A 24,909-nucleotide genomic window follows, 5' to 3' on the forward strand; every position below is an offset into this window, starting at 1 on the left:
GCCCGGCATCAGAAGTCGGCTTTCAGCACCACGCGGTAGCGGGCCTTGCCATCACGCACGTGCTGGATAGCGTCGTTAATTTGCGACATCGGGTACAGCTCGGTGGTAGGCGACACCTTGCTGCGACCGGCAAACTTCATCAGCTTGCGCAGTTCGAACGGCGTACCGGTCGCCGAACCGGAGATGCTGCGATCGCCAGCTATCAAAGTGAACGCCGGCACCGGCAGCGGCTTCAGCACCGCGCCGACGGTGTGGAAGTTACCGCCGTAGGCCAGCGCTTCAAAATAGGGCTGCCAGTCGAGATCGACGTTAACCGTGTTAATAATGAGATCGAACTGGCCCGCCAGCGCTTTTAGCGCATCCGGATCGCGGCTGTTGACCACCTTATCCGCCCCCATCGCCAGCACTTCCTGCTCTTTCGCTGGATTGGAGCTGAACGCGGTGACTTCGCAACCCATCGCGTGTAACAACTTAATGGCGATATGCCCCAGGCCGCCGATGCCGATCACCCCAACGCGGCTGGTGGCGGTGATATGGTGCATCAGCAGCGGTTTGAACACCGTGATGCCGCCGCACAGCAAGGGACCGGCCGCCGCAAGGTCGATGCTCTCCGGCAAGGGGATCACCCACTGCCAGTCGGCCCGCAGCTTCTCGGCAAAGCCGCCGCGATTAAGAATCGTGGGCACGGAGCCTTCCAGGCAGTTAATCTGATTACCGCTGATACAGGCGTCGCAATGCCCGCAGCTGCGCGCCGTCCAGCCAATCCCAACGCGCTGACCAACCTTCAGACCCTTATCTTGCGCCGCGCTGCCGAGCGCCGCCACGCGACCAATCACCTCATGCCCGGCAACCAGCGGATACTGAGAGAATCCCCATTCGTTGTCGATCATCGACAAATCGGAATGGCAGATACCGCAGTAATCGACCTGGACTTCGACATCTTCCGGCTTAAGCTCGCCCGCATCATATTCATAGAGTTCGAGTTCGCTGCCCGCCGCTTTTGCAGCGTAGCTTTTTATCATCGACATCGTGTTCCCCTCAGTGTGGTGTTGAACTGGAAGTGTAGAGCATGGGGAAACGGGACGCTTCGCAGAAGGGGGGATTAAGGTGGGGGCAAACTGTGATGATGGTTACAGGTAAGAAAGGTAATGCTGAAATTTTCAACACTTAGCGAGCCGGACACACGCTGGCACTTGCATGGTGGCGCACGACAGGTATAATCCACAACGTTTTCCGCATCCCTTCCGTGCCGGAGTGGCGAAATCGGTAGACGCAGTTGATTCAAAATCAACCGTAGAAATACGTGCCGGTTCGAGTCCGGCCTTCGGCACCATCGGAACATCAATAGACGTCAACGGACGTCTTTTTTTGTGCCTGAAATCCAGTATCCGCAAGGCTTTCCTCGCTTTTTCACTCTACCTAAGTCAACCTGATTCAATCTACATCAACTTACTGATGCGGGTACAACTGCGGGTATATCGCGGTTCGATAATGTTTGTACCCACACAGAACCCTTGAAAGGATACTCATCATGGCTCTGAGTGATGTGAAGGTTCGTTCGGCTAAGCCTGAAGCAAAAGCCTATAAACTGACTGACGGTGACGGCATGGTATTGCTGGTTCACCCTAACGGTTCTAAATACTGGCGACTTCGTTATCGCTTCGGCGGCAAAGAGAAGATGCTGGCGTTGGGGAAATACCCCGAAGTCTCGCTGGCGGATGCCCGGGCACGCAGGGATGAAGCCCGTAAGCTAATAGCTAATGGCGTCGATCCAAGTGAGAACAAGAAAGCCGTTAAGGTAGAGCAGGAGCAAGAGGCGATAACGTTTGAAGTGGTCGCCAGAGACTGGCATGCCAGCAATCAAAAGTGGTCGGCATCGCATAGCGCTCGTGTATTGAAAAGCTTGGAAGACAATTTATTTGCTTCAGTTGGGAAGCGAAATATCAAAGATATTGGTACTCGTGACTTACTGGTCCCAATTAAAGCAGTGGAAAAGTCAGGACGCCTTGAAGTGGCTGCGCGTCTTCAACAGCGAACAACGGCAATAATGCGCTTTGCGGTACAGAACGGCTTAATTGATTACAATCCTGCACAAGAGATCACTGGTGCGATCGCAACAGCTAAACGAAAGCATCGCGCTGCGCTAGATCTCAATCGCATTCCTGAGTTACTCCATCGCATTGATAACTACACCGGCAGACCATTAACGCGGTTAGCTGTGGATTTGACGTTACTGGTTTTCATCCGTTCGAGCGAGTTACGTTTTGCTCGCTGGACAGAAGTGGATTTTGAAACGGCTATGTGGACGATTCCGGGCGAGCGTGAGCCACTGGAAGGAGTTAAGCATTCTCAACGTGGTTCGAAGATGCGTACTCCACATCTTGTTCCTTTGTCGCGACAAGCTCTCGCTATCTTGCAAAAGATCAAAAGCATGAGTGGAAACCGTGAGCTGATCTTTGTGGGCGATCACGATCCGCGTAAACCTATGAGTGAAAACACGGTGAACAAGGCGCTGAGAGTGATGGGTTATGACACGAAAACGGAAGTATGTGGGCATGGTTTCAGGACGATGGCGTGTAGCTCGTTGATCGAGTCGGGATTATGGTCGAGGGATGCGGTAGAGCGGCAGATGAGTCACCAAGAGCGTAGCTCTGTGCGAGCAGCTTACATCCACAAGGCGGAGCATCTGGGAGAGCGCAGGTTAATGCTGCAGTGGTGGGCGGATTATCTGGATGCGAATCGGGAGAAGGGGATTACGCCGTTTGACTATGCGAAAATTAATCGGGGTAATGGTGGATAAATAGTTGGGCTGAAGTGGGAAGCATCTCTGGTTGCAGCAATTGACTGCAATATATGTATTAGCTCAAACTTAGCCTAACAACTTTATATGTTGAAACCAGTAAAACCTGACTGTCAGGTTTATGTAAAAAACAGGAATACGGTATGCATGCTTACTTAGAGGGGCCTGAAGTAATAGAGAGCTCACAGCTTGTTGTGAGCTCAGCTTCGTATTCACGATATATGGTGTTTGTTAAGATTGCTATTATTTTAGAGGCCATATCTTTCTGGTTTTTAAGAAACTATCGTCAACAGTGTAACTATAAAAATGTTCATTCAGACCAAAAAAACCTTCGATATTATATTTATAGCAAGCGATCTGAGAAAGCTCAGATAAAATTGTTGCAAGCCATCGAGCGATAGTTAGAGAATAGTATCTTCCCCACTTTTGTACGATAACGTTTTGGCCAGTACGTGTTGAGGAAGACTTAACATCTTGCATAATATTTCCGGTCTCATCTGTATGCAATACCATTGTAAAACGTGACATCATAGCATCGATTAATTCAGCATCCCCTTCAACACGTCTTTGAGCAGTTGTACCGTAATAATGTTTTTCTAGTATGCACTCAGCTACTTCTCCCCACCACTTGTTAATAGGTTCATCACTGGTTAAAGAGGGGTTACCTAATGAAGCAAAATTTGCATACCTACCTCTCCGAGCATCAGCAAATGAATCTAAACATTCAAGTATCTTGTGAGGAATTTTTCCTGTAGGAATTTTATATTCAAGTAATAGTTCCATTTTTTTGGAAATATTCTCAACCTCATTGGTCAAGTCGATTAGTTTGTGTCCAAATTTTCTCACAACTTTCTCATCAGGCATTCTTCCTTGGTTCTCAATAGCATAATGCGCAACCAATATTAACTTTGAAAGCCTTTCTAACCCAACTGAAAGTCCAAAGAACGCAGTGTAATATTCTCCCATCTTGTCAGCGTAATTGGCCCTACCTATAGCTGTTGCACCTGATCCAATGAGATGACAGACTAATGATGCTTCTCGGCCTAGAGCATGCCATTCAGGAACTTCCCATGGGTTTCTACTCACTTTGCTATTTTCCTTTTATAATCAAATGAGATTTTTTTGAGACTAAAATTCACCGTCATCCTCGGCGGATAGAACTCATCAGTTGCTATACCGTCCAATGATTCGAGATAACCTCAGCCTGTTTTAAAATCAGCTCCACCGTACCCGGTGTTTTATCCGGCGGATACTTATATTTGCGTAGTGTCTGGCGCACCAGAATACGTAACCTCGCACGCACGCTTTCTCGTACCTGCCAGTCTACAGTTGTGGATTGACGCAATTTTAACGTGACTTCGATAGCCAGTTTCTTAAGGACATCATCACCCAGCTCTCGTACCGCGCTATCGTTTTCCGCCAGTGCATCGTAGAACGCGATTTCGTCCGGGTTTAGCCCCAGCGCTTCATCACGCGCCATCGCTTCCTGGAACGCTTTCGCCATCTGGATAAGCTCTTCAATCACCTGCGCGGTTTCAATCGCCCGGTTATTGTATTTCAGCAAAACGGCTTTCAGGCGGTCAGAGTATTTTTTCTGCTGCACCACGTTATTACCAGAACGAGCATGGATGCCGTCATTTAGCAGTTTTTCCAGCAGTTCCACCGCCAGATTACGCTGTGGCATTTCCCGCACTTCTTCCAGGAACTCATCCGACAGCAGCCCAATATTGGGTTTATCTAACCCCGCCAGAGCAAACACATCCTCAACGCCGGTTGCAACAACGGCGTTATCGAGAATCTTGCTCAACAGGGAGTTTTTTTCTGACTGGCTAAATTTTGCCTTCGGATCAAGTTTGATAAGCCCCACTCTGACGGCAGAAAGAAACGCGAACTCCTCCTGTAAGGGCTCAGCTTCATCAAGGGTGTTACAGAGCGACCAGGCTTTGCTCATCGCCAGTGAAACGTCGAGGTAGCGTTTTTTACCGTCATCCAGACCCAAAATGTAGTTCACGGCATCGCGTAAAAATGCTAATGGATCGCGAGAAAATCCTTCGTAGCTAAAGCCGGGTTTTCCTGCTGAGGATGCGAACATCCCATGAATGACATCGATTTTTTCCAACAGAATGGCTAAGGCTTCCCGCGCATCTACCGTGGTCTGCCCTTTCCCTTTCGAGTCAGTGTACGTTTTCAGAGCCTGCTTCAGCTCGTTGGCAATGCCAATGTAATCCACCACCAGCCCGCCGGGTTTATCCCGGAACACGCGGTTAACGCGCGCAATGGCCTGCATCAGGTTATGGCCGCGCATCGGTTTATCGATATACATGGTGTGGCAACACGGCGCATCAAACCCGGTCAGCCACATATCGCGGACAATCACCAACTTCAGCGGATCGTTCAAATCTTTAAAACGGGCTTCAAGACGCTTTTTGGTCTGCTTGTTGTATATATGCGGCTGGAGATGGTCTTTATCAGATGCCGAGCCCGTCATGATGACTTTGATGGCACCTTGTTCGACATCTGTACTGTGCCAGTCCGGACGGATTGCGACGATGGCATCATAGAGCTTCACACAGATATCACGGCTCATGGCGACAATCATCGCTTTACCGTTCATGGCCGCGTTGCGCGTTTCAAAATGCTGAACCAGATCCGCAGCTACCTGTTTGATACGTGGCTCAGATCCCACCAGTTTTTCCAGACGGCTCCAGTCACCTTTGGTTTTCTCTTGCTGGTCCGTCTCTTCATCTTCCACCAGCTCATCTACCTGGTCGGAGAGCGTTTCCAGTTCCTCATGATTCAGATCGAGTTTTGCCAGACGGGATTCGTAGTAGATAGGTACTGTCGCGCCATCATCCACCGCATCCTGAATGTCGTATATCGAGACGTAATCACCGAACACGGCACGGGTATCTTTATCTTCAGAGGCAATCGGCGTACCGGTGAAGCCCATAAACGACGCGTTCGGCAGTGCATCGCGCATATGCTTTGCATAGCCGTATTTATAGACCCCGGTTTCACGGTCCAGCGTGGCACTCAGGCCATACTGGCTACGGTGCGCTTCATCGGAAATCACCACGATATTGCTGCGCTGATTGAGTGCCGGATGGCTCCGCTCGTTGTCCAGCGGCGCAAACTTCTGCACGGTGGTAAAGATGATGCCGCCGGATTCACGAGCATTGAGCAACTCGCGCAGCTCGTCGCGGTCGTTAGCCTGTAACGGCATCTGTTTCAGCAAATCCTGCGCCTGGCAGAAGGTGGCGTAAAGCTGCCCATCCAGATCGTTACGGTCGGTCACCACCACGATGGTCGGGTTGTTCATCTCCGCCTGTTGCAGCAGCTTTCCGGCGTAGCAGCACATAGAGATACTTTTGCCAGAGCCCTGGGTATGCCACACCACGCCCGCTTTTTTACTGCCGGGGGTAATGTTGCTGCGCAGCGGCAGGTGTTTGCCGGTAGACGCCACAATCGTGGCCGCAACCGCTTCACGCACCGCGTGGAACTGGTGATAGGCGGCAATTTTCTTGATCAGCCGTTTACCGTCAGACTCAAACAGCACAAAATAACGAATGTAATCGAGCAGAAGCGCACGGTTAAAGAAGCCCTTCACGACGGTTTGTAACTGCCAGTCAAACTGCGGTTTATCATCTTCGTTAGCCACGGTTTTCCATGGCAGGAAGCGCTCTTCATCGGCAGTCAGCGAGCCGATACGCGCATTCTGCCCGTCACTCACCACCAGCGCTTCGTTGCAGATAAACAGGTCGCTCAGTTCATTTTTATAGGTCTGTAACTGGTTAAACGCCGCCCAGATATCGGCGTTAGCATCAATGGGACTTTTGAGTTCGAGCACCGCTACCGGCAGGCCATTGATATAGCCAATGACATCCGGGCGACGCACCTGTTTTGTTCCCTGAATGGCGACCTGGTTCACCACCATAAAGCGGTTGTTGTCTGGATGGTTGAAATCCATTAACAGCGCGTTGTCGTGAATCACCTTGTCTTCATGCTTATATTCAACGGGTACGCCATTGAGCAGCAGGTGATGAAAGGCTTTATTGCTGACGACCAGATCCGGGCTTTCGGGGCGGGTAATACGCAGTATCACCTCTTCCAGCACGGTAACAGGGAGATGGGGGTTGATGGTTTGCAGCTGCTCCAGCATCACCGGGCGCAGAAACACATCATGAAATGAAGCACGCAGCGGGTTGTCTCCATCCGGTGCGATATCTGGCCCGTGCAGCACTTCCCAGTCCTGTTCAGCAAACCATTTCAGGCATTGCTGCTCTAAATCGTCTTCGCTCAGCATTACTCTTCCTCTCCCTCGGTGATCATACCGGTCTGTTTCAGCTCAATCGCCAGTTCCAGCAGGCTCGGGCGGATCGCTTTTTCCAGACGGTTCATGCTATCCATCATCCAGTTGATAATGGCAGGCCAGATCTCTTTATTGCCGCCGTCAAACGCCTTTGAGCAGACGATCTGGCAGCTTTTTCGCTCTGGCAGCAATCGCCAGTCGAGCGGCTCGCCAAACAGCGATTCAATGTGCGTTTTGCGTTCCTGCAGGCGTTCAAATAACCAGGTGTTTTCCAGCGCATCCCCGCGCGAAATATTGAGCTGCACGCGAGCGTCTTTCTGGGAAAAGATCAGCTCAAACGGCACGCCGCTGACGCCCGACCCGGCGGCCAGCCAGTGATCGGTTGAGGGGGCACGGTTGTTAAACAGTGTACAGGGGCTGGTGCGGAATTTTTCCAGCGCCATCGTCCAGAATTCGCGGCGCAGATAATGACGCTGTTGCAGTTCGCTACTGCTGGAGGTTGACTGCTCTTCCGCCTCTTTCTGCGCCATGCCGATCATGTATGACTCCGCTTCCGGGGTTGGGATAACCTGGCGGATATCGACAAACACGTCTTCACCAAAACGGTAAGGGGTCACTTTGAAGCACTGGGCGCGGATACCAAACTGCATCAGCCACAGCGCGGTATTGGTGACCTCTTTGCGGAAATTGGCCGCGACCATGATGACCCGCTGGGTGCCTTTACGGTTGAGCACCCCTTCTTTCAGGCTTTCCCAGCCTATAAACTCGGCGATGACGTCTGCTGCCTGGCGGTTCTCGCTGGGATCGTACTGATCCAGATAGAGCTGGAAGATCTCCACCACGCTCTCCTGACGCAGGTTGGCGCAGTATCCGGCGTATTTCAGCGCCTGCCAGACTACGTCGCGCCCGGAGTCATCGAGTTTGTTCTCGATGATCACCAGGTTGCCTTTTTTATCGAGTGCAAGCAGATCGAGGCGCTCTTTGGTGTCGTCAAAGCCGGCGAACTCTTTCTGGATAATCAGCAGTTCGTCTTCTTTGTCGTCTTTTTTGGTCAGCGTCTGCGGATTTTTCGCCAGCCACTCCTGCAAATGATCGCGCTCGCGAAAGCCGAGGCTGCTGAACGACACTTCTTGCAAGGAGTGCAAGCTATTGGTCGGCGTATCGACTTTATACATTTTCCGCCTCGCTTACTGCCTGCTCTGCTTCGGGCAGGGTGATTTCGCCGGAGAGGAGTTTGGGGAGAAGGGTATCGCGGAGTTGGGTTAAAGTCTTATTCTGAGCATGATTGCTTTCAATAAATGAATAATAGTTACCAACAGCCTTTGAAAAAGCGTGTGAGATTTTCTTCTCAGGGCAAATACACTGCCAACCCATTATCGCTTTTTTATCTCCCCTAGGCATTTTCACACCTTTAGAAGTCAGCATCATAAAATCAAAGAACGATTCTTGATAAAGCAAATTGTAAATGTACTCCACGGTAACAGAGTCTCTTGCTTCAAAGGCTAACACGTCCGCCGAACGGCCTCCCTCGAACCGAGCTAACCAAATTTTCTTGAAATAAGGGCGAATATTGGAAATCAGAACATGTCCACGTCTAAAATTAGGAACGCTGTTTACAGAGGGTAATGAAGAAGCGCTAGAAATACCGGCTCGATTTTCAAGCATATTCTCAGTAGAAACATATGTAGCCGGTGTCAGAGAAGAAACGTCCACTTTACCGTTGGCAAAAATTGCAATGTCACTTAATGTCCCCAAAGCCCAACCTTCCGGAATCGCCCCCATCTCACTATCCTGCATCACAGACGGAAACAGTTCTGCCGTGGCTTTTAACTCTGCATATTGCTCAGGGTGTTCACGCTCAAAAACCACCAGCGCATCAGCCTCTTTCCCGGAAATCGCCGTCATGGCCGCAAGTGTGGATTCTTCCTGCGAACCGCCCGCTTCCAGCGCTGCGATTTTGGCTTTTACCGGTTCAAAATCGATAAACCAACTTTTGAACAAGGCTTGGGCCATTTGCTCTAGGGTTTGGTTGATTTTTTCGTTGCTTTTAATTTTATTATCAAGAGAGGATAGAATTTTAGAGATGTGTTTTTGAACGTCGCTGCTAGGCCACGTAATTTCAAGAGGATGAACGTGATTTCTATTTAGTGCAGGATTTGCGGCTCCAACATCCATGCCCTTCAATTGCTTACTCATATTTTTAAAAAAGTAATAAACAAAGGATGGATTGTTTCCTTTAAAATCTTTAACCCAAAGTGTTGTATCATGAGGCCAGTAGTCTTCTTCGATAAAAAAAACCGTCCCCAAAGTTCCTTTTCGTCCCAATATTACGCCAGGACCACTTACTTTAGCTACATTGTGATAGCTTGATATTCCTCCTGATGAAACCACAGGAACATCCCCTTTTTCTTGCTCTTTTTTGGTGATATCAAAACCTCTCTGCAAAGTGATTTGTTCACCAATGGTAGTGCTATAAAACTCAGAACTCATAACCCAGCCCCCCCAGATTCGCCTTAATCTGCGCTTCCAGTTTCGCGCTCTCTTCCAGTTGCTCTTTCAGCTGCGCAGTCAGTCGTGCCATCTTCTCGGCAAAGGGTTCATCGTCTTCGTCCTGTTCGGCCGCACCGACATAGCGCCCTGGAGTAAGCACAAAGTCGTTTTTCTGGATGTCTTCAAGCGTTGCCGAGAAACAGAATCCGGCTTCGTCTTCGTACTCTTTATCTGTCTGCCAGGCATGGAAGGTCTCAGCAATTTTGGCAATATCCTCGCGGCTGAAATCACGCAGCACGCGGTCTTTCATATAGCCAATCTGGCGGGCATCGATAAACAACACTTCACCTTTACGGTGCGCTTTGCCGTTGCCACCGGATTTATCTTTGGTCAGGAACCAGATACAGGCCGGGATTTGGGTGTTGGTAAACAGTTGCCCTGGCAGCGCCACCATACATTCCACCAGATCCGCTTCAATCAGGTTACGGCGGATTTCGCCTTCGTTGTTGGTGTTGGAACTCATCGAACCGTTCGCCAGCAGCAGCGCCATCGAACCTTTTGGCGCGAGGTGGTGGATCATGTGCTGCATCCACGCAAAGTTGGCGTTGCCCTGCGGCGGTGTGCCGTATTTCCAGCGAACGTCGTTTTCCAGCTTGGCGTTCCACCACTCCTTCATGTTGAACGGCGGGTTCGCCATCACGAAGTCAGCGCGCAGATCCGGGTGCTGGTCGTCCAGCAGGGTGTCGGCGTTTTTGCTGCCGAAGTTAAAGTCGATACCCCGGATCGCCATATTCATTGCCGCCAGCTTCCAGGTGGTCGGGTTGGACTCCTGGCCGTAAACAGAGATATTGCGCTTCTGCTCGGCGGCGTTGTACTGCTTCTCGCCCGCGTGCTCTTCAATAAAGCGGTCGCTGGAAACAAAGAACCCGCCGGAACCCATCGCCGGGTCATACACCCGCCCGTTATACGGTTGCAGCATTTCAACAATCAGGGTGACGATACTTTTTGGCGTGTAATACTGGCCGCCCTGTTTACCTTCCGCCAGCGCGAACTGACCGAGGAAATATTCGTATACGTGGCCGAGAATATCTTTGCTCTTTAAGCTCAGTTTCTCACCGTTATATTCCGGGTTGCTGAAGTTGGCGTCAGAGAAGGTGTTAATCAGCCCGGTCAGTACCTCGTTGCCCAACTGGTACTGGCTGATGCGGTTCAGAATGCCTTTCAGTTTCGGGTTGGTTTTTTCGATTTCATCCAGCGCGTTGTCCACCAGCCAGGAGACGGAGCGCAGCTTCACATCCTGTCCGGTCGTTTCATCCACCCACAGCACCGTACCGGTCGGCAGCATGGCTTTGTTTTTCAGCGTGTCCCAGCGAGCAGCTTTAGGGACCCAGAAGATGTTCTTTTCGGTGTAGTAATCCTCGACTTCCAGCTCATCAACAATCGCCTGTGCGTAATCTTCGTCGGAGTCGTAATCATCGCGCGACATGGCGTAGATGTTGTCCGGGTTGCCGATGTCGCGGAACAGGGTTATCAGCTCCTGTTGACGGGCCTCAAATGCATCGGAGACATATTTCAGAAAGATAAGTCCTAGCACCACGTGCTTGTAGTTGGCGGCATCCATGTTGGCACGTAGCTTATCAGCGGCCTTCCAGAATTTGTTATCCAGCTCGTTCAGAAAGAGTTGTTCAGCGTTGTTCATGAAAATCCTCGGGGGAGATCGCAGCGAAAAAGCAGCCATGCTTTTCCGCAAATTCATTTTTGGAATGCAGTTCGCAAAATGATACCCGGAACGGGGGAGATTACAAACGACACGGCTTCAAGAAGTTTGCCTTTGCAGGGTAAAAAAGAGGAAACTAGATCACCGTCTCGCTTGCTTATTCTTAAAGAAATGGGACGTTGCTCGTCTGCAAGCCACTTAGAAAAGAACCCCCTCACTTCTGCAATCTATCTGTATTAATGTAAAGCATCTCGACTAGTTCTTTCGCATTTTGACTGTAGTGCAAGGCCCTATGGCAATTGGGACAAAGTGCAACGCAGTTGCTTGTGGTATCAGCACCTCCTGAAGATAGAGGTATCACGTGATGTACTTCCAGGTATGGGCTACCATCGTTTAAATAAAACGGTGCCTTTGCACCACAGTTTTCACAAACACCCTTACTTTGCTGCAAGATCCAAGCTTTCACCGCAGGATCTCTAACATAGACCTTTTGAAGTCGCTCTACCGCGCCTGGTACTTTATATCCTTTGGGCTTACTCAGAGGTTTTTTTATTAATTTGCTAACTCTTGTATTCAGAACGTTCTCATCATCTGTAGGTTGCAAGAGATCTGATGATTCTCCATGTATTATTTGTTCCCAAAATTCGCCACTGTTGACTTTAGGAACACTTATCATTATTCGTTTGGTCCTGTTACCAGAAGGAACTTCTTTTCTACCTGTGCTACTGAAATGAGCTTGATAACTACACATTTCTTGGCGAATATCTCGAAAGCTATTACCTACTAGAGAAAAGTATTCACCAGGATGGATTTTTCTTTCAGTTATGGACGGCATATGCTTTCTGGCTGTCGATGAGGCAAGATATACAACGACATTATCTACATCGGAATTGATCAGTCGCTCAATGATACAATCGAGGGCAATATTGTAGTCTTTGTTTCTGTGTGCTGGTCCCCAAGACTCAAGGATTAGGCCATAAACCCCATCTTCTTCATCTACTGTGCACTCCGCGTTCAGTTCAGTACCGTTTTTATCAAAAACAAGCATTATAATGATCTTATGTGAGGGTTTTCTATAAAACTACTATCTATCTATATAAATACGCAACGTTTTATTAAAATTTGTCCTGTCCATCATTCTTTTAAGAACGTTTTCATTTTTTCCAAAAGGATATCTGTTTCTTTAAGTTCGCACTCCCAAACCACCAACTTCTGCCAACCCATTTCATGTAGTTTTGATAAATGCAAAGTATCTCTGACTTTGTTTTTCCCCAACTTAACAAACCAGTATTCCTGGTTTGACTTTGGCATACGATTTCGCTGACATCCCTCATGACCATGTCAAAAACAGCCATGCACGAAGATAATTTTACGCTTTCCCCAAAACACTAAATCTGGCTTGCCCGGCAATCGTGGATCGCATAAACGATAACGAAATCCAGCATGATAGACGAGACGTCTAACGATTCTTTCTGAATTGCTATCTCTCCCCTTAACCTTGGACATAACATAGCTTCGTTTAGCAGGAGAAACCGTATCCATCGTAAACCTCGCTATGTTATGTCGTCACTTAAAAGCGCTTTCGCATCGAAAGCGTCTTCGGCAAAAAACACCAGCCAGTAACAATAAACGCTACTGCAATTTTTTAAGATTCGTCAGCGCACGCAGTGGTCGTCTTTCCAGTTCAAATGTATCGATGAATCGTAGCGGCGACTTCCCATCAACCAATCCAAAAGTGTTGATAAGGGCATCACGTTCGGCGTCTCTCCATTGCCATAATGGATGCGTTACGGCCGCTCGCCAAAGCTCTTTTCCGTCCTGTATTTCGATAAGAACAGGTAATGAATGCTCTTTTGACAATTTGATTGTTCCTGGTCGTAGCGCCTCGACGTCTTCCGCTAACTCAAACGCTCTTTCTCGCCAGCCTTTCATTTCCGGTTGGTTCCAGTCGACGGAGTTCAGGCCGCATGCGAATTCAGGCATAACCATCGCTCGTAAATAGGCCATACCTAAACGCCAGTCCAACAAGCCGTGATACTGACGGTTGCCATAGCGCTGTATGCACTTGTAACACGCGGTTTTGCACTGAGTCGGGTGATCATTTTTTAGAAAATCAACCATCGGCCAGTCGTTTTTCTCTTCGAGAATCTCATGTAATAATTTGACTATCAAAGGTAAGCCGTTAGCAGTTGCTGGTTCGGCAAGCCGTCTGCATAATCCTGAACCGTTGATTAACGCGTCGGCGATTTGCAATATGGGTTTACCAAGATGTAGTCGGGGTTCAAGTATTTCAAATTCATCTGGCGAAACATCCAGATAGAGCGCTGCTTTATGCGTCAATATCTGGGTTGCGCTGATAGCCGCGGCGCGCGTAGGCAAATTCATGTACTCTCCGTATCTGGCGACCATATTCAGATTAAGGCGAGTATCGAATTTCGTTAGTTCAAGATGAAGCGATTCGGTCTCTTTGCTCGATATAAGCCCAAAACTTTTTCTCTTGCCGCTAAACTGCCAGCGCGGGTTATTGTGCGATTCCAGCCATCCTGAATCGATAGCCTGCTCGCCTTTAACTGACGAACAATATGTAGAAAAGGGCATCGGTGCTTTTTGATCGGTTACCAAGTCGACAGTAAATCGTTCACCTTCCTTTTCTCCATTAATAGGACCATCGTTGAGGCGCAGGATGGTCACTTCGCCGCGTTGCACAGTGAAAGAATCGCATTTTGTTGGAATGCCTTCATGCAACACTGTCGCCGTGGTTTTCAACGACATGCGGATAAAACTATCTATATCGTCTTTGGGTTTGAAATCCGTGCGAAAAGCGGCGGGCGTGATATAAAGCCTGAATTCGTCAGGACTAATAGGAGCGCGGCAATCCTCGCAATTAATATCGCTGCCAGGCTTATGTAACTCCAGCTTGGCGGAGCCACATGCCGGGCAAATTGCTACATGGCTGCATGACTCCTGCCAGGAGCCTACCGTCGATAGATCCCATATTCGGTTATTTTTGACCTGTGGTTCCTGGTAATTGCCTGTAAAGCCTATTACCTCATGCTTTTTCTTATCCTTAATCAATACAGAACCGGGAGCATATTCGAAAACTGCGAGATCAAGATCTCGATCCATCGTCGACCATTCGTATTCTTCTTGAGCATTCAGACCTTTTGTTTTACGCAATCCCAAATAAAGGTTGCGCACCCGTGTCGGCATTCCATACATCGGCAGTTTACCGTGTTCGGCCAGGAAACGAGCGAGCCCCATATCTTCTTCAGGGACATAAGCATTCAGTTCAGCGATTTCATCAATTACTCTTTCCGCATTTAATGCGGAATAAAGACGTTGTTTTTGCTCTGGAGCGAATGTTGCTGCTTCAATAAAACGATCATGTATATTCTGAGTCGCTTTCAATGCTCCCAGCAATCTTTCAGCCCAATTTGTTTCATCGCTATGATAGTAATCATGCGTAGAAACATATTCGCCATGAATATCAGGAGGAACGAGCTTATCTCCAGGGAAAGTTGTTCCGTTTTTATGATCCTCTTCGCGTAAAAGATTAAATGCAGCTCTAAGCCATACTTTCCGCATAAGTCTTAATGGAATGGCATCGTGATCTACCGCCAGAAAGGGCGGCGGCGGTGGATCACCGGTGATCGCATGAGGATGGGCGAAATAGTAAGCATCATGAGTACGTCCGCGACAAAATGTGATAACGAAAGAAAAAGCTTGGCCGCGTCGCCCAGCTCGACCGACGCGCTGCTGGTAGTTAAACCGTTGAGGCGGCATGTTCGCCTGATAAACAGACTGAAGTGAACCGATATCAATTCCAACTTCCATTGTCGTGGTAACAGCAAGCATATCTATTTCCGCATCTAGCTTTTCAAGTTCACTCATCTTATCGACGAAAATACCCTTGAACTTACGCAGACGATCGGAGAAATCATCCGTTTGTCCCGTCAATTCTTCGACGTTCAGCCGGAAACGTTTAACTCCGTCTCGCTCTCCACGTACAATGCGTTTACCAAGAAAATTTTCTTCCCATAGCTCTTCGACAACTCCGCTGGGTTTAATGTCGAGCGGGTTTACGCAACGGGTACAATGATTGAACCCTAAATGTAAGTGAATTCGCCCACAATTACCGCATTGCCAGTAATTATCGCCAGGTTTAGCAACTTTAAGAAACAACTTGCCGATACTAATTAATCCTGCTGGATGTTTCAAATCAGTAAACTGCTTTAATATACGCGTCAACCCATCTTGATAGTTGTTATCACCGAATAAAACTCTCGCGACTCGCTTAATTTTCTCTTTTTCAACATCTTTCCCAACATACCAATCACGAGTACGGCTTGCATCGAAATATTTATTCTCTTTAACACGATAGGCACCGGAAAACACCCTTAGCCAAGCATCAATTTCCGGCATGTCATCTTTATCTGAGATACATGGGTATGCCAGTCCTGTTTCTTCCAGCGCGAAAAAAGTATTGGCGAAGATAACGTCATCTATCAGTTCAGATTGATCGTAAGATATTTTCGTCTTTATTTTCATTAGTTCATGAGAAGGAAGTCTTTCACTGAATCTAACCGATTCCTCTTCTTTAATGAAATTAGCATGCCAAACAGCGCTATCATTCTCATCTGAATTAGAACGGTATTTATAGGGTGATATTCCCAGTCCGACTAGCTCAGATGTGATTCTTCCGATTGAGCCGCCTTCAGACTCCAGCAATTTGTCTATTTTTACCCGTCGATATTTACAAAGCTCGGTAATTCCGACTTGGCTTTTTTGAAGGTTATCTAGTTTGGCATACTCATCGTAGTCTCCAGATTGTATAGCTTTGGCTTTCCTTTCTTCAATATCCTTGTCTGAAATGTACCCGCTTTCGGCCTCGTTAATCATCGCCCTGGACGCTGCGATCAATATTTCCCTGCGTAGATCGCGCAAGTGCAGCCGTTCGATTTCCAGCGCCATTGATGCCGCATCCTGTCGACTGTCTGAGAAAACAATACTCTTTGCTTCTGCGCCGATCGCATGCAGTAATTCAAATAGCTCCGTTGCTACCAGTTGGGATGATTTCGTCACACCGGTACGAAATGCGCGAATGGGCGATCTGGAACGATTGCTGGCAGGCCGGCTGGAATAGTCAATACCGCAGCTAGGGCAGCAGAAAGGTTGCGCAGAGGGTTTCTTCGGCGGCTCACCTTTTTTAGGCTTAACCTGATTCTGGAAATAGATATACCCGCGAACTACGTCAGTATTCGTCGTTGATGTTTCCTGACCAGTGGTCACTATGCCTGTAACAGGATTAAGCGCCGCTTTTTCCCAGACATCCCAACCTTTTTCGCAACCTACCGGCGGTCGATCAGCTATATCGACAGGCCAGAAAACCGCGAACTCATCCAGTGTCATATCATCGTAATATTCAGCGCTAGGGCGTTCTGGAAGATTTTCCAGATTTGTCGCTGAAGGTAATAATTCGATGATTTTACCGTGATTCTGTCCCTTCTGCCCCCCGATCAGTAACTCGCCACACGCTTCACAATACAACATTTCGAACAAACGGCGACCACGTTTTCCGGCTGGTGTTGATGGCGCATGCGACAGCCCTCGCTCTAGGCAAAAGTCTGCGAATTTCGCCTTTTGCTCTCCCGCCGATACGGAGGCAAAGAAACCTTCAATATTTCTGACGAATGTATGCACGCGAAAAGCTGGTGTGACGTTGGCGGGCTTCTCGCAAACCACTCCGCATTCCGGCAGCGCGCGCACCAGCATTAACCCGCGTAATGCTAATTCCAATTCATCTGGTTTATCCGAGTCTTCCTTCAGAAAAATCTTATCTATAATAAGTCCTGGAGGCATTGCTCGTGGCAACTCGCCGTCTTCTTCTATACAAGCGTTGGTCAATAGCGCAGCCGCTTTTTCCGCCGCTTGTTTAATGCCTTGTATATCATTTTGCGCATTCACGCTCAGAGCCAGGAATACATCAGACAAAGCCTGACTCAGCGCGTCCGTCATATTCAAATTGCGAATGACATTTCCCTGATTCTCAAGGGCAACCCGCATTAATGCGGCAAAAGGCCGCACGGCGATTTTTCCTTCTGGCTTCAACGGTATATAAGGTTTTCCCTGAATGACGCAGTTAAGCCAGAAATCAGGCTTATCGCTACCGGGATCCAGAGAATCGCGGCAAGTGCCAAAGGGCGCAAAGAGATCTCGAAGGTATTTCCGTGATTGTTCTCCATCAGCTCCATCCATCGGCAGCGATGCGGAAGACGCCAGCAAACGCAGTTTGTAGCGATGTTTCGGATCGTCAAGCCCAAGTCTGATAATCAGCGACTTAATCAACATTGCGGTTTCGGTTCCAGCGGAACCGCGCATTAAATGCAGTTCGTCGAATACCAGATAGAAGTACGCATCGTTGTTATTCATCAACCATTCGCGCGTTGCATCAAAAATACCGTCTTCGACTTCGCGCGAAAGCATTGCCCCTAGCATTGAGGCGTTAGTGACAAGAACGTCAGGCGGGGCAGCCTGCATATCCCAGCGAGACATCATTTCCCCGCCGTCTGTAGAAGGAAATATATATCGGGTCTTTTCCGAAGCGTTTTCTTTTTCGTCGAATGCGCGCGCAGCCTGCTGATCGCTATCAATTCGTTTCAACGCCTTACGTAATTTTTCAAGATTACGAGCCCGGCGGCTTTTTTCCGAACTGATGCCGGAAAGACGAGGATGGTTAGAGTAGCCGGTAATCGGTGTGGCGCTGGTATATTGCCCGAAGAAGATCTTGTTTCCGGCGAAACGCTGCTCCATGACCTCTCGCGCATCGTCGGAATCCAGTGTTTTACGCAAACGCGCCATTTGATCTTCAACCAGAGCGTTCATTGGGTAAAGCACCATCGCCCTGACCGCTGCAGGGCGTCTTTCCCCTTCGCGACGAGAAACCCAGTTTGTTTTTTCGCCATTCCACCACCGATTTTGCAGATAGCCATCGCAAGGCTTGGCCCAGTTGACAGCCTCATTCGATAATGCAGCCAGTATCGGCAACATAAAACTTTCCGTTTTTCCCGAACCTGTTCCCGATGTCACAATGCCGGGGCAGCCGGGGCGAATACCGCGCTCTAGCATTTGAGTCTGGTGGCTATAGGGCGCATGGACCGAACGACGCGGCCAGACTTCGTCGCCTGGTTTAGAATCGAACAGACCGGATAACGCTAGTTCGACGAACGCTTTACGGCCTTTGGAAGACAAGCTATTCAGCGGCCCGCTGTCCATCTCGGCCAAAGCTTCAAGCGTTTTATCCGAAGACTCATACCGTAAAACAGGTTCAATGTAGGGCTCTGCGGCAAATTCCCCGCTGCTATTCAAGAGACTGCGTCTTGAGTCCGCGACTGAAGGATCGGCAATTCGAAAGCTGGTTTCTATATATGAAATGAAGAAGTCCTGAATGCGGCGAAAACCGCCAATTGGATCTAACATGATTTCCTTCTCCTGTAATTTATTGGGCGTACAGCTCGTTATTCTGCAAATCAGCGTATAAATCGACTAACTGCTTCTGATGTATCGCTTTGTTTTCATCATCAAACGGCGCGACTTCATGTGCCGTTCGCATCGCCCGTAGGGTATTTGCCAGATCCAAACGTCCGGCTGACATTTTATCCGTGATAGCGAGTTTATCCGGGAGTGAACCTTGCGATGCTATGCCAGGATCCAGTTCACTATGATTTTCCGGGGAAAGGTGCAAAGGGGACAGCGCAATCGCATTCTGAATGACGACGTTTTCCATCCGTAGGCGAAGATGTTGTTCCTTCATTTTCTCTGCTTCTTCACAATCTTCGTTCTCAATGGTGCCGCAAATCAGAAAGCGTCTGGGCAAATCGCCGCCGTGTAATCGGTCTTTCAGCGTTGGCAGCCAGAAACGCGCAGCGGAACATTCGACACGTTCAATGACGGCGAGAATCGTTCGAGGACAAGAGGCTTCGCTCAATAATAAACCCTGATAAAACGGCGTTGCCATATTATTTCCCGCACGAACCCAAAGATCTTCACAGGAAATCATCGTTGGATCGGCGATCTGTCGGATGGAGCGGCCTGAAGAAATCAGCGATTCGGCAATAGCAAGGAAGTCTTGTGTCTCCGGGCCATATAGCAATGGACACTCGCCGGCCAACATCAACGCCAGAAATTGCGTCATGAGTATCTTTCCGTCAGACGTCAGTAGCTTGTTCTCTCTGACGGTATGACCGAACTCTTCGCAAGATACGACTCTCGCTTGCACCGGGAGGCGTACTTCGGGGATCGCTGAGTAAGCCATACGACGAGCCTTCTCAGCAATGGCGATATCTATTTTTTCGAGTTCAATTTGCGCCTGAGCGGTATGTTCTTCGATATCTGTTAAAGATGCCAAACAGTCTTCATGTTCACAGGTCAAAGAAGCCAGTATCTGACGCTGGTTTTCGTTCTGAGCGCATAAATCAGCGTTGGCGTCTTTCAGACGGCTAATTTCGCTTTCGAGATACGCTTTTTCCTGTTTGAGCGTTTGTTCTATATTCGCTTGCTTTTCTGCAAAATCAATGTGTAATTTTTCTTCTTCGAGTTGCCGTAATTGTGCGAGCTTCTCTTCGATCTCGCTTTTACTTGTCTTCTCAAAAACGGCCATTTCCGTTTCAATAACTTCACGACGTCGCCGTCGTTCAATAGAAAACTCTTTCTCGAGCGCCTTATGCTGTTCGGCGCGCAATGCGACTCGCTCTTCTTTCGCAATGTTTTTTATCTGATGGTCGAGAAGGCGGGTGATATGCTGGTCCTTCAACACCGCTTCAGTAAATTGACGAGCCAGTGAATCCTCTTCTTCCAGTTTCTTCGCCAGCTCTCCAGCCCGGAGCGTTTGAGCGGCAGCCAGAAGAGCTTCGGTGCCGGATGTTAATTCCCCATTTTGCTCGTTTGTATGCACCCGAAGCCACGAAGCTACCGCGGCTGTTGAATCAGCGCAGGAAAGTAGTCGAATAACGTTTTCGATGTATTGCTTATCCGGCGTCCAGTCATGGACCTGGGTTGGTGATGCATCGACATCGGGCATATAAAATAAATTTTCGCTTTCAGATATACCGGATACGATAATTACGCCGTTTTCATTGAAATCATATTCGTAAACGTTCTGATTTCTGGACAGGATAAGGCTGCCTGATTTCGATTCCGCCAGATTAGCCAGAATAAGCGCATCGGACCCGAAGCGGATAGCCCATAATCCCGGTTCGCCGTCTGCCGTTATGCCATCGAAACTTAATCTACGACGCGCCTCCAGCAGTGATTGCCCGGAAGATAAATCATAATAAGGATAAATACGACGGGTGTGTTTCGCCTGAGTCTTGTTTCGAGGACCTGGACCTACCTGAAAGGCAGCCCATTCTTGCGGGCGAAATTGTAAAAGGTCAGTTCCGTTAAACTCGACTTCCCCTGTACGAGGAAATTTCTTCTTAGGATTGTCGATCACACTCCAGCCATCTTGGGTTTCCTGCGCGACAACTTTGAAGTACGACTGGTAATTTCTGCGGTCATATTGACCAAGATACCATGGAATTTCACTCATTGTTATTTTCCTTATTATCTCGGACCCAGCATGAGTCGCCCGTCTCGCCATGTCAGACGTATTTTCCCGCCGGAATGGCGAGCGGAGGAAACCAAATTGCTTGCTTCCTTCTCGCCGTCCGGCGCGAGGGAAGAAAAACATCCCGGAAGCAGCGATTTCAACCAGAAGAAAGAGGCGTCATCGACAGGATAAACATAACCAGAATCCGTTGGGCCTCCGTTTCTGAGTGTGTGACGCCGTATTCCCGCGGCAAGCGCGTCAGGCAGACCGCAATCAGTGATAAGACATAGCAGATGATTTTTGGTGATGCGTTTAAACACGGGTTGCCGGTTTTTTGCGCCAGCAGCGATAATAGCTGCAGTTCTAGAAAGATAATGTATTGTTTTTTTTCCGGAAACAACCCGATAAATATCATGATCTCGCCCGCCAGGGTGATTATGATATGACAGCGAAGCAGACTCTTTATCCTCAGAACCATGCTGCTGAAATCTTCCTGAACGCCAGTTCCAGACAGCCGCTGGCTCGTGTAGTTCAGCTGTGCGCTCCGTTGAGACCAGTGAAAGTGGTGTTGTATCGGATGACGACGGTGCTTCGATAAGCGGCCATCCCATACGTTGGGATAATGCAAGAGGATTAGCTAGTGCTGCTCCAAATACAGGCGGCGACCAGAGGCTTACACCGCAACGACGAAAACTATTTCCACCCAGCCCAGCGACCGCTTTTTGAAAATCATCCATCAGACTGGCGCAGACTGCGCCTTCCACAACAATCAGACTATTTTCTCCATTGCGAATATAAAACAATGAAGGTTTAACTAATGTCCATACCCGACCTTTCCAGCCTGGCCGCAAGCGCGGCTCGATCAGACCCGCATGATGTAAACAACGAATCAAATGCCATACGTTGAGATCACCGGTCACAGACTTGAGAAGCTCGATTAATTCAGCTTCTTCCCAGCCGCTGGCTCCACTCGCGTAAATCGCTTCGAGGAGGTGATCGCAACACGCTTCGCTATCTTCCCACTCAAACAATCCTTCGAAATTAAACGCCGGTGCCTTTAGTGAAGACGTCAACCAATCGCAAAGCAGTTCAAACCGGTATCTTGCGCTTTCACCTAAAGTAGGGTGCGGTATGGCGCGGGTGAAAAAACGCGCGCGACGCCGCCAGAGCGGCGTTTGTTCACCCGCCTTAAGGACTGGCTCGATGAAAAATTCACCGTTAAGCGGCTCAGAAGAATTCAGCCGACCATCTATTACAGAAATATTGGTTCCTGCTTCATCATTCACGGTTGAATATATTTTGTAGCGCCGCGTATCTGACTCAACATAAGGCAAAAATGCCGGTAATCCCAGCCATCCGCCAGGGACGCGTATTCCTCCGTATAGCTGAGGGCGTGTAACGACATCATCCTGATTAGCCGAAGAGGATCGTATTAATCGGAATAAATCAGCCGCTGAAACCCTGCTCAGCGGCTGCGACGTTAAAATCCACTCGTCCTCTGAAATATATTCATTCAAGCGCTTGCTCATCTGTACAGAATGTTTACTGGATAAAGCGATATGAAACTGTTGGGAGTCTACGTCGGGTGACGATTTAGCTCTCCAGCGTCCGTGTCCTATCTCGTAAAAAAAGAGTAAGCCAACCTGCGTCGCCTTCCCCAGATTTTCGCTACTCTCTGCGTCGCGGGCGATAAGAGCTTCGGATAATGTAGGATGAAAAACTCTTTCGTCGCTCTTGTCTGCGACACTGAAATAGCACCGCGAGCCATCGAAATCGACGTACATATCAATGATGGCCTGATGCGGTGTTACACAGGAAGATAGCTGGACTGCTCGTTGGCGCAGGTGCCAGAAAGGCATATCGAACAGCGCGCGATGACCCAACAACCAAGCGTCGCTGAATTCGGCAAAAGCCTCTTTCAGCGCAGGAGAAACACCGTATCTCTGAATAACGATTTGAAAGTATTCAATTAGCTGGCGCGGGTTCGCGCCAGCTTGTGGATAGCTTTCAAGACATTCTCTCATTAGGCGTAGATCGGCTTTATTCGGGAATGCCAATCGCAGTGTGTGACCGATCTGGACCCAGCCATCCCGCGGCGGCAGGACAAGACGCCTGTAGGGCTCGCCTTCCTGAATACGTTGGTCAAGCCATTCGGTTAATGCCTCCCACATCTTGTTGACGCCGGATAAGTTCTGAAAACTATGCGTGGTCTGCAACCAGCTCTGTAGTTTCAGGCGAAAATCATTGCGTTTTTCCTGTACGTCGAATTTACTGCTAATAAGTAACGTCATGACCAGATAAGTAAAATATCCGGGCGAACGACGAGTTGACTTTTCCATCATGCCGCCTGCAAGGCGCTGCGGCAGCTCCCGTATTTTCGACATGCAGGTTCGAAACGCTTCCTCAACATCATCCGCGCTAACGCCGCTGTCGGCGAATGCTGCCGCGAGCGTCTCCGGCGTAACTTCAAACCAGCGAATATCCTGCGCATCGTCGTCAGCACCAAACCGAAGAAAATAATCAATCAGTTTACTTTCCCAGCCATCGAGCGTAATCGGTGACGTCCAGTTCATTCGCGAACATCCTCCGTTCAGTGGGTATTATTAATTCTGACGGCCATCACCAGTGGCTCCAGAATACGTTCGGCCAGGAAACGGACAGAAGGAACGGCGAGGCCGTCGCCGATCACTTTAAACGCCGACTGATACGCCGCCGGGAGGATAAAATCATCTGGCAAACCCATTAATGCTGCCGCTTCCTTAACCGACAACAAACGCGTTTTCACCTGATTATTCTTGACAACAATAATACGAGGACGAGAAGCTCCACCTTTTGGCGTTCTAAGGCAACCAAGAACGGTCGAGAACGTAATTTCGGTCCGTTGCCTGTTTACACCTTTTTCTTTGCGCATGCGTAAATAAAGGCTGCCTATTATTGTTGCGCCGGATGCCTGAGCGTTCGCCAGGCGCGCCATGTTTGCCGGTGCCATCATACTGATAAGCCGTTGTGTTTCATCAACAGAATGCCATAGCGCATTTTCGTCTTCAAAATCGATTAAGTCGTCCAGCTCCTTCGTTCTAGCGTCTGGCATATTGCCAGGCGACCACCAGATCCAGTCATTGCGATCTTGCTTCGATAGAGCATCGCAGGCGCGAAGGAGTGAAGGTGAATGCCATTGCGACAAAGGTTCTTCTGAAACCAAATATTCGGGAATGGAAATATGACGACTAATCGCTACAAGAAATACGCGGGGCCTGGACTGTGGAAGAAAGTACTTTGCATCAATGATTATTGCACCATATCGGTAGCCCGTTTTACTTAATTGATGGCATATCGCGGCGAAATGGCTCCCTTGATCCAGCGTCAGCAACCCAAGAACATTTTCAAGAACAAGAATCGGCGGCTTACGGTTTTCCTCGCCGAGCCTGCTTATTAAATCGAGGAACGGCCATACCGCGCCTGAACGGGTGGTTTCATCCGCGCTGGAATCTCTTTCGCCAATTCCCAAGCCGTTGCCGGCCAGTGATAAATCTTGACAGGGAAATGAGGCCCAGCTTAAATCAGCGTGAAGCGGCAGTTCATCGGGTGCAATTTCGCGTACATCGCGTATGTCGAAATGTTCGTCGCCCCAGTTGTCGATGTAGGTCGATGCTTTTATCGGGTCCATATCGTTGGCGAACAGGCATTGCCACTGTTTTCCCAACCCTGCCCTGGCCATACCACCCCCCGCGAAAAACTCATAGAAAGTGAATCCCGCCTCATTAGGTTCCGTTAAATGATTGTGGCTCGTGACGGCTTTAGTGCTCATGACCTGACCATAAAATAGTATTGCTGAATCTGGGCATCGATCAATTTCCTGAAAGGGATATTCTTAACTAGATAGTCTATAAAATCATGAAGATAATATCTATATCGATAAAGGTACTGTCTACGTGGTAAAGTATAGAAACTGACTGAAAACAAAGATAATCTTTTGCTTTCAGCAAGTGAGGTTGTTGATACGACGA

The 24,909-nt window shown here is 48.8% G+C and carries 13 protein-coding genes and 1 tRNA gene; 2 read left to right on the plus strand and 12 right to left on the minus strand.

Features of this window, described 5'->3' with window-relative positions:
* Positions 1-8 precede the first annotated feature (8 nt).
* A complete protein-coding gene (ahr, locus tag OGV80_RS01170) occupies positions 9-1,028 on the minus strand; it encodes an NADPH-dependent aldehyde reductase Ahr (protein ID WP_016155584.1) in 1,020 nt (339 codons plus the stop codon).
* A 220-nt stretch (positions 1,029-1,248) separates the two neighbouring features.
* Here ahr and OGV80_RS01175 point away from each other — a divergent pair.
* Both OGV80_RS01175 and OGV80_RS01180 read left to right on the plus strand, forming a co-directional pair.
* Positions 1,249-1,333 (plus strand) — tRNA-Leu (locus tag OGV80_RS01175).
* Between the two features lie 198 nt (positions 1,334-1,531).
* On the plus strand, positions 1,532-2,800 hold the full coding sequence (locus OGV80_RS01180) for a tyrosine-type recombinase/integrase (RefSeq protein WP_069196998.1): 1,269 nt from the start codon (positions 1,532-1,534) through the stop codon (positions 2,798-2,800).
* A 243-nt stretch (positions 2,801-3,043) separates the two neighbouring features.
* On the opposite strand, the gene OGV80_RS01185 is transcribed toward OGV80_RS01180, so the two are convergent.
* From OGV80_RS01185 to OGV80_RS01230, 11 genes are all read right to left on the minus strand, one after another.
* Positions 3,044-3,886 (minus strand): hypothetical protein, encoded by an 843-nt coding sequence (locus OGV80_RS01185; protein WP_286513295.1) that lies wholly within the window; start codon positions 3,884-3,886, stop codon positions 3,044-3,046.
* 85 nt (positions 3,887-3,971) lie between these two features.
* Entirely contained in the window at positions 3,972-7,103 is a 3,132-nt protein-coding gene (locus OGV80_RS01190; protein WP_220152183.1) for a type I restriction endonuclease subunit R, read from the minus strand.
* Positions 7,103-8,284, minus strand: coding sequence for a DUF4268 domain-containing protein (locus tag OGV80_RS01195; protein WP_121339976.1), 1,182 nt, complete (start codon positions 8,282-8,284; stop codon positions 7,103-7,105). The genes OGV80_RS01190 and OGV80_RS01195 overlap by 1 nt, the downstream gene beginning before the upstream one ends.
* A complete protein-coding gene (locus tag OGV80_RS01200; protein WP_286513297.1) occupies positions 8,277-9,599 on the minus strand; it encodes a restriction endonuclease subunit S in 1,323 nt (440 codons plus the stop codon). Before OGV80_RS01200 ends, OGV80_RS01195 begins: the two co-directional genes overlap by 8 nt.
* Positions 9,589-11,298: a class I SAM-dependent DNA methyltransferase gene (locus OGV80_RS01205; protein WP_286513298.1), complete on the minus strand. Its 1,710-nt coding sequence runs from the start codon at positions 11,296-11,298 to the stop codon at positions 9,589-9,591. Before OGV80_RS01205 ends, OGV80_RS01200 begins: the two co-directional genes overlap by 11 nt.
* A 232-nt stretch (positions 11,299-11,530) precedes the next feature.
* Positions 11,531-12,364: an HNH endonuclease gene (locus OGV80_RS01210; protein ID WP_286513300.1), complete on the minus strand. Its 834-nt coding sequence runs from the start codon at positions 12,362-12,364 to the stop codon at positions 11,531-11,533.
* A gap of 293 nt (positions 12,365-12,657) precedes the next feature.
* Positions 12,658-12,858, minus strand: coding sequence for a very short patch repair endonuclease (locus tag OGV80_RS24390; protein ID WP_217991822.1), 201 nt, complete (start codon positions 12,856-12,858; stop codon positions 12,658-12,660).
* Between the two features lie 90 nt (positions 12,859-12,948).
* Positions 12,949-18,792 (minus strand): DEAD/DEAH box helicase, encoded by a 5,844-nt coding sequence (locus OGV80_RS01215; protein WP_286513302.1) that lies wholly within the window; start codon positions 18,790-18,792, stop codon positions 12,949-12,951.
* A gap of 19 nt (positions 18,793-18,811) precedes the next feature.
* The gene (locus OGV80_RS01220) at positions 18,812-20,902 is read right to left on the minus strand and encodes a hypothetical protein (protein WP_220152189.1); all 2,091 of its coding nucleotides are present in this window, start codon (positions 20,900-20,902) and stop codon (positions 18,812-18,814) included.
* 14 nt (positions 20,903-20,916) lie between these two features.
* Entirely contained in the window at positions 20,917-23,475 is a 2,559-nt protein-coding gene (locus tag OGV80_RS01225; protein ID WP_286513305.1) for a hypothetical protein, read from the minus strand.
* 17 nt (positions 23,476-23,492) lie between these two features.
* Positions 23,493-24,710 (minus strand): DNA cytosine methyltransferase, encoded by a 1,218-nt coding sequence (locus OGV80_RS01230; protein ID WP_096927840.1) that lies wholly within the window; start codon positions 24,708-24,710, stop codon positions 23,493-23,495.
* Between the last annotated feature and the right edge of the window lie 199 nt (positions 24,711-24,909).

Origin of the sequence: Citrobacter sp. Ce119 (genome assembly GCF_030334525.1) — a bacterium.
Lineage (GTDB): Bacteria > Pseudomonadota > Gammaproteobacteria > Enterobacterales > Enterobacteriaceae > Citrobacter > Citrobacter europaeus.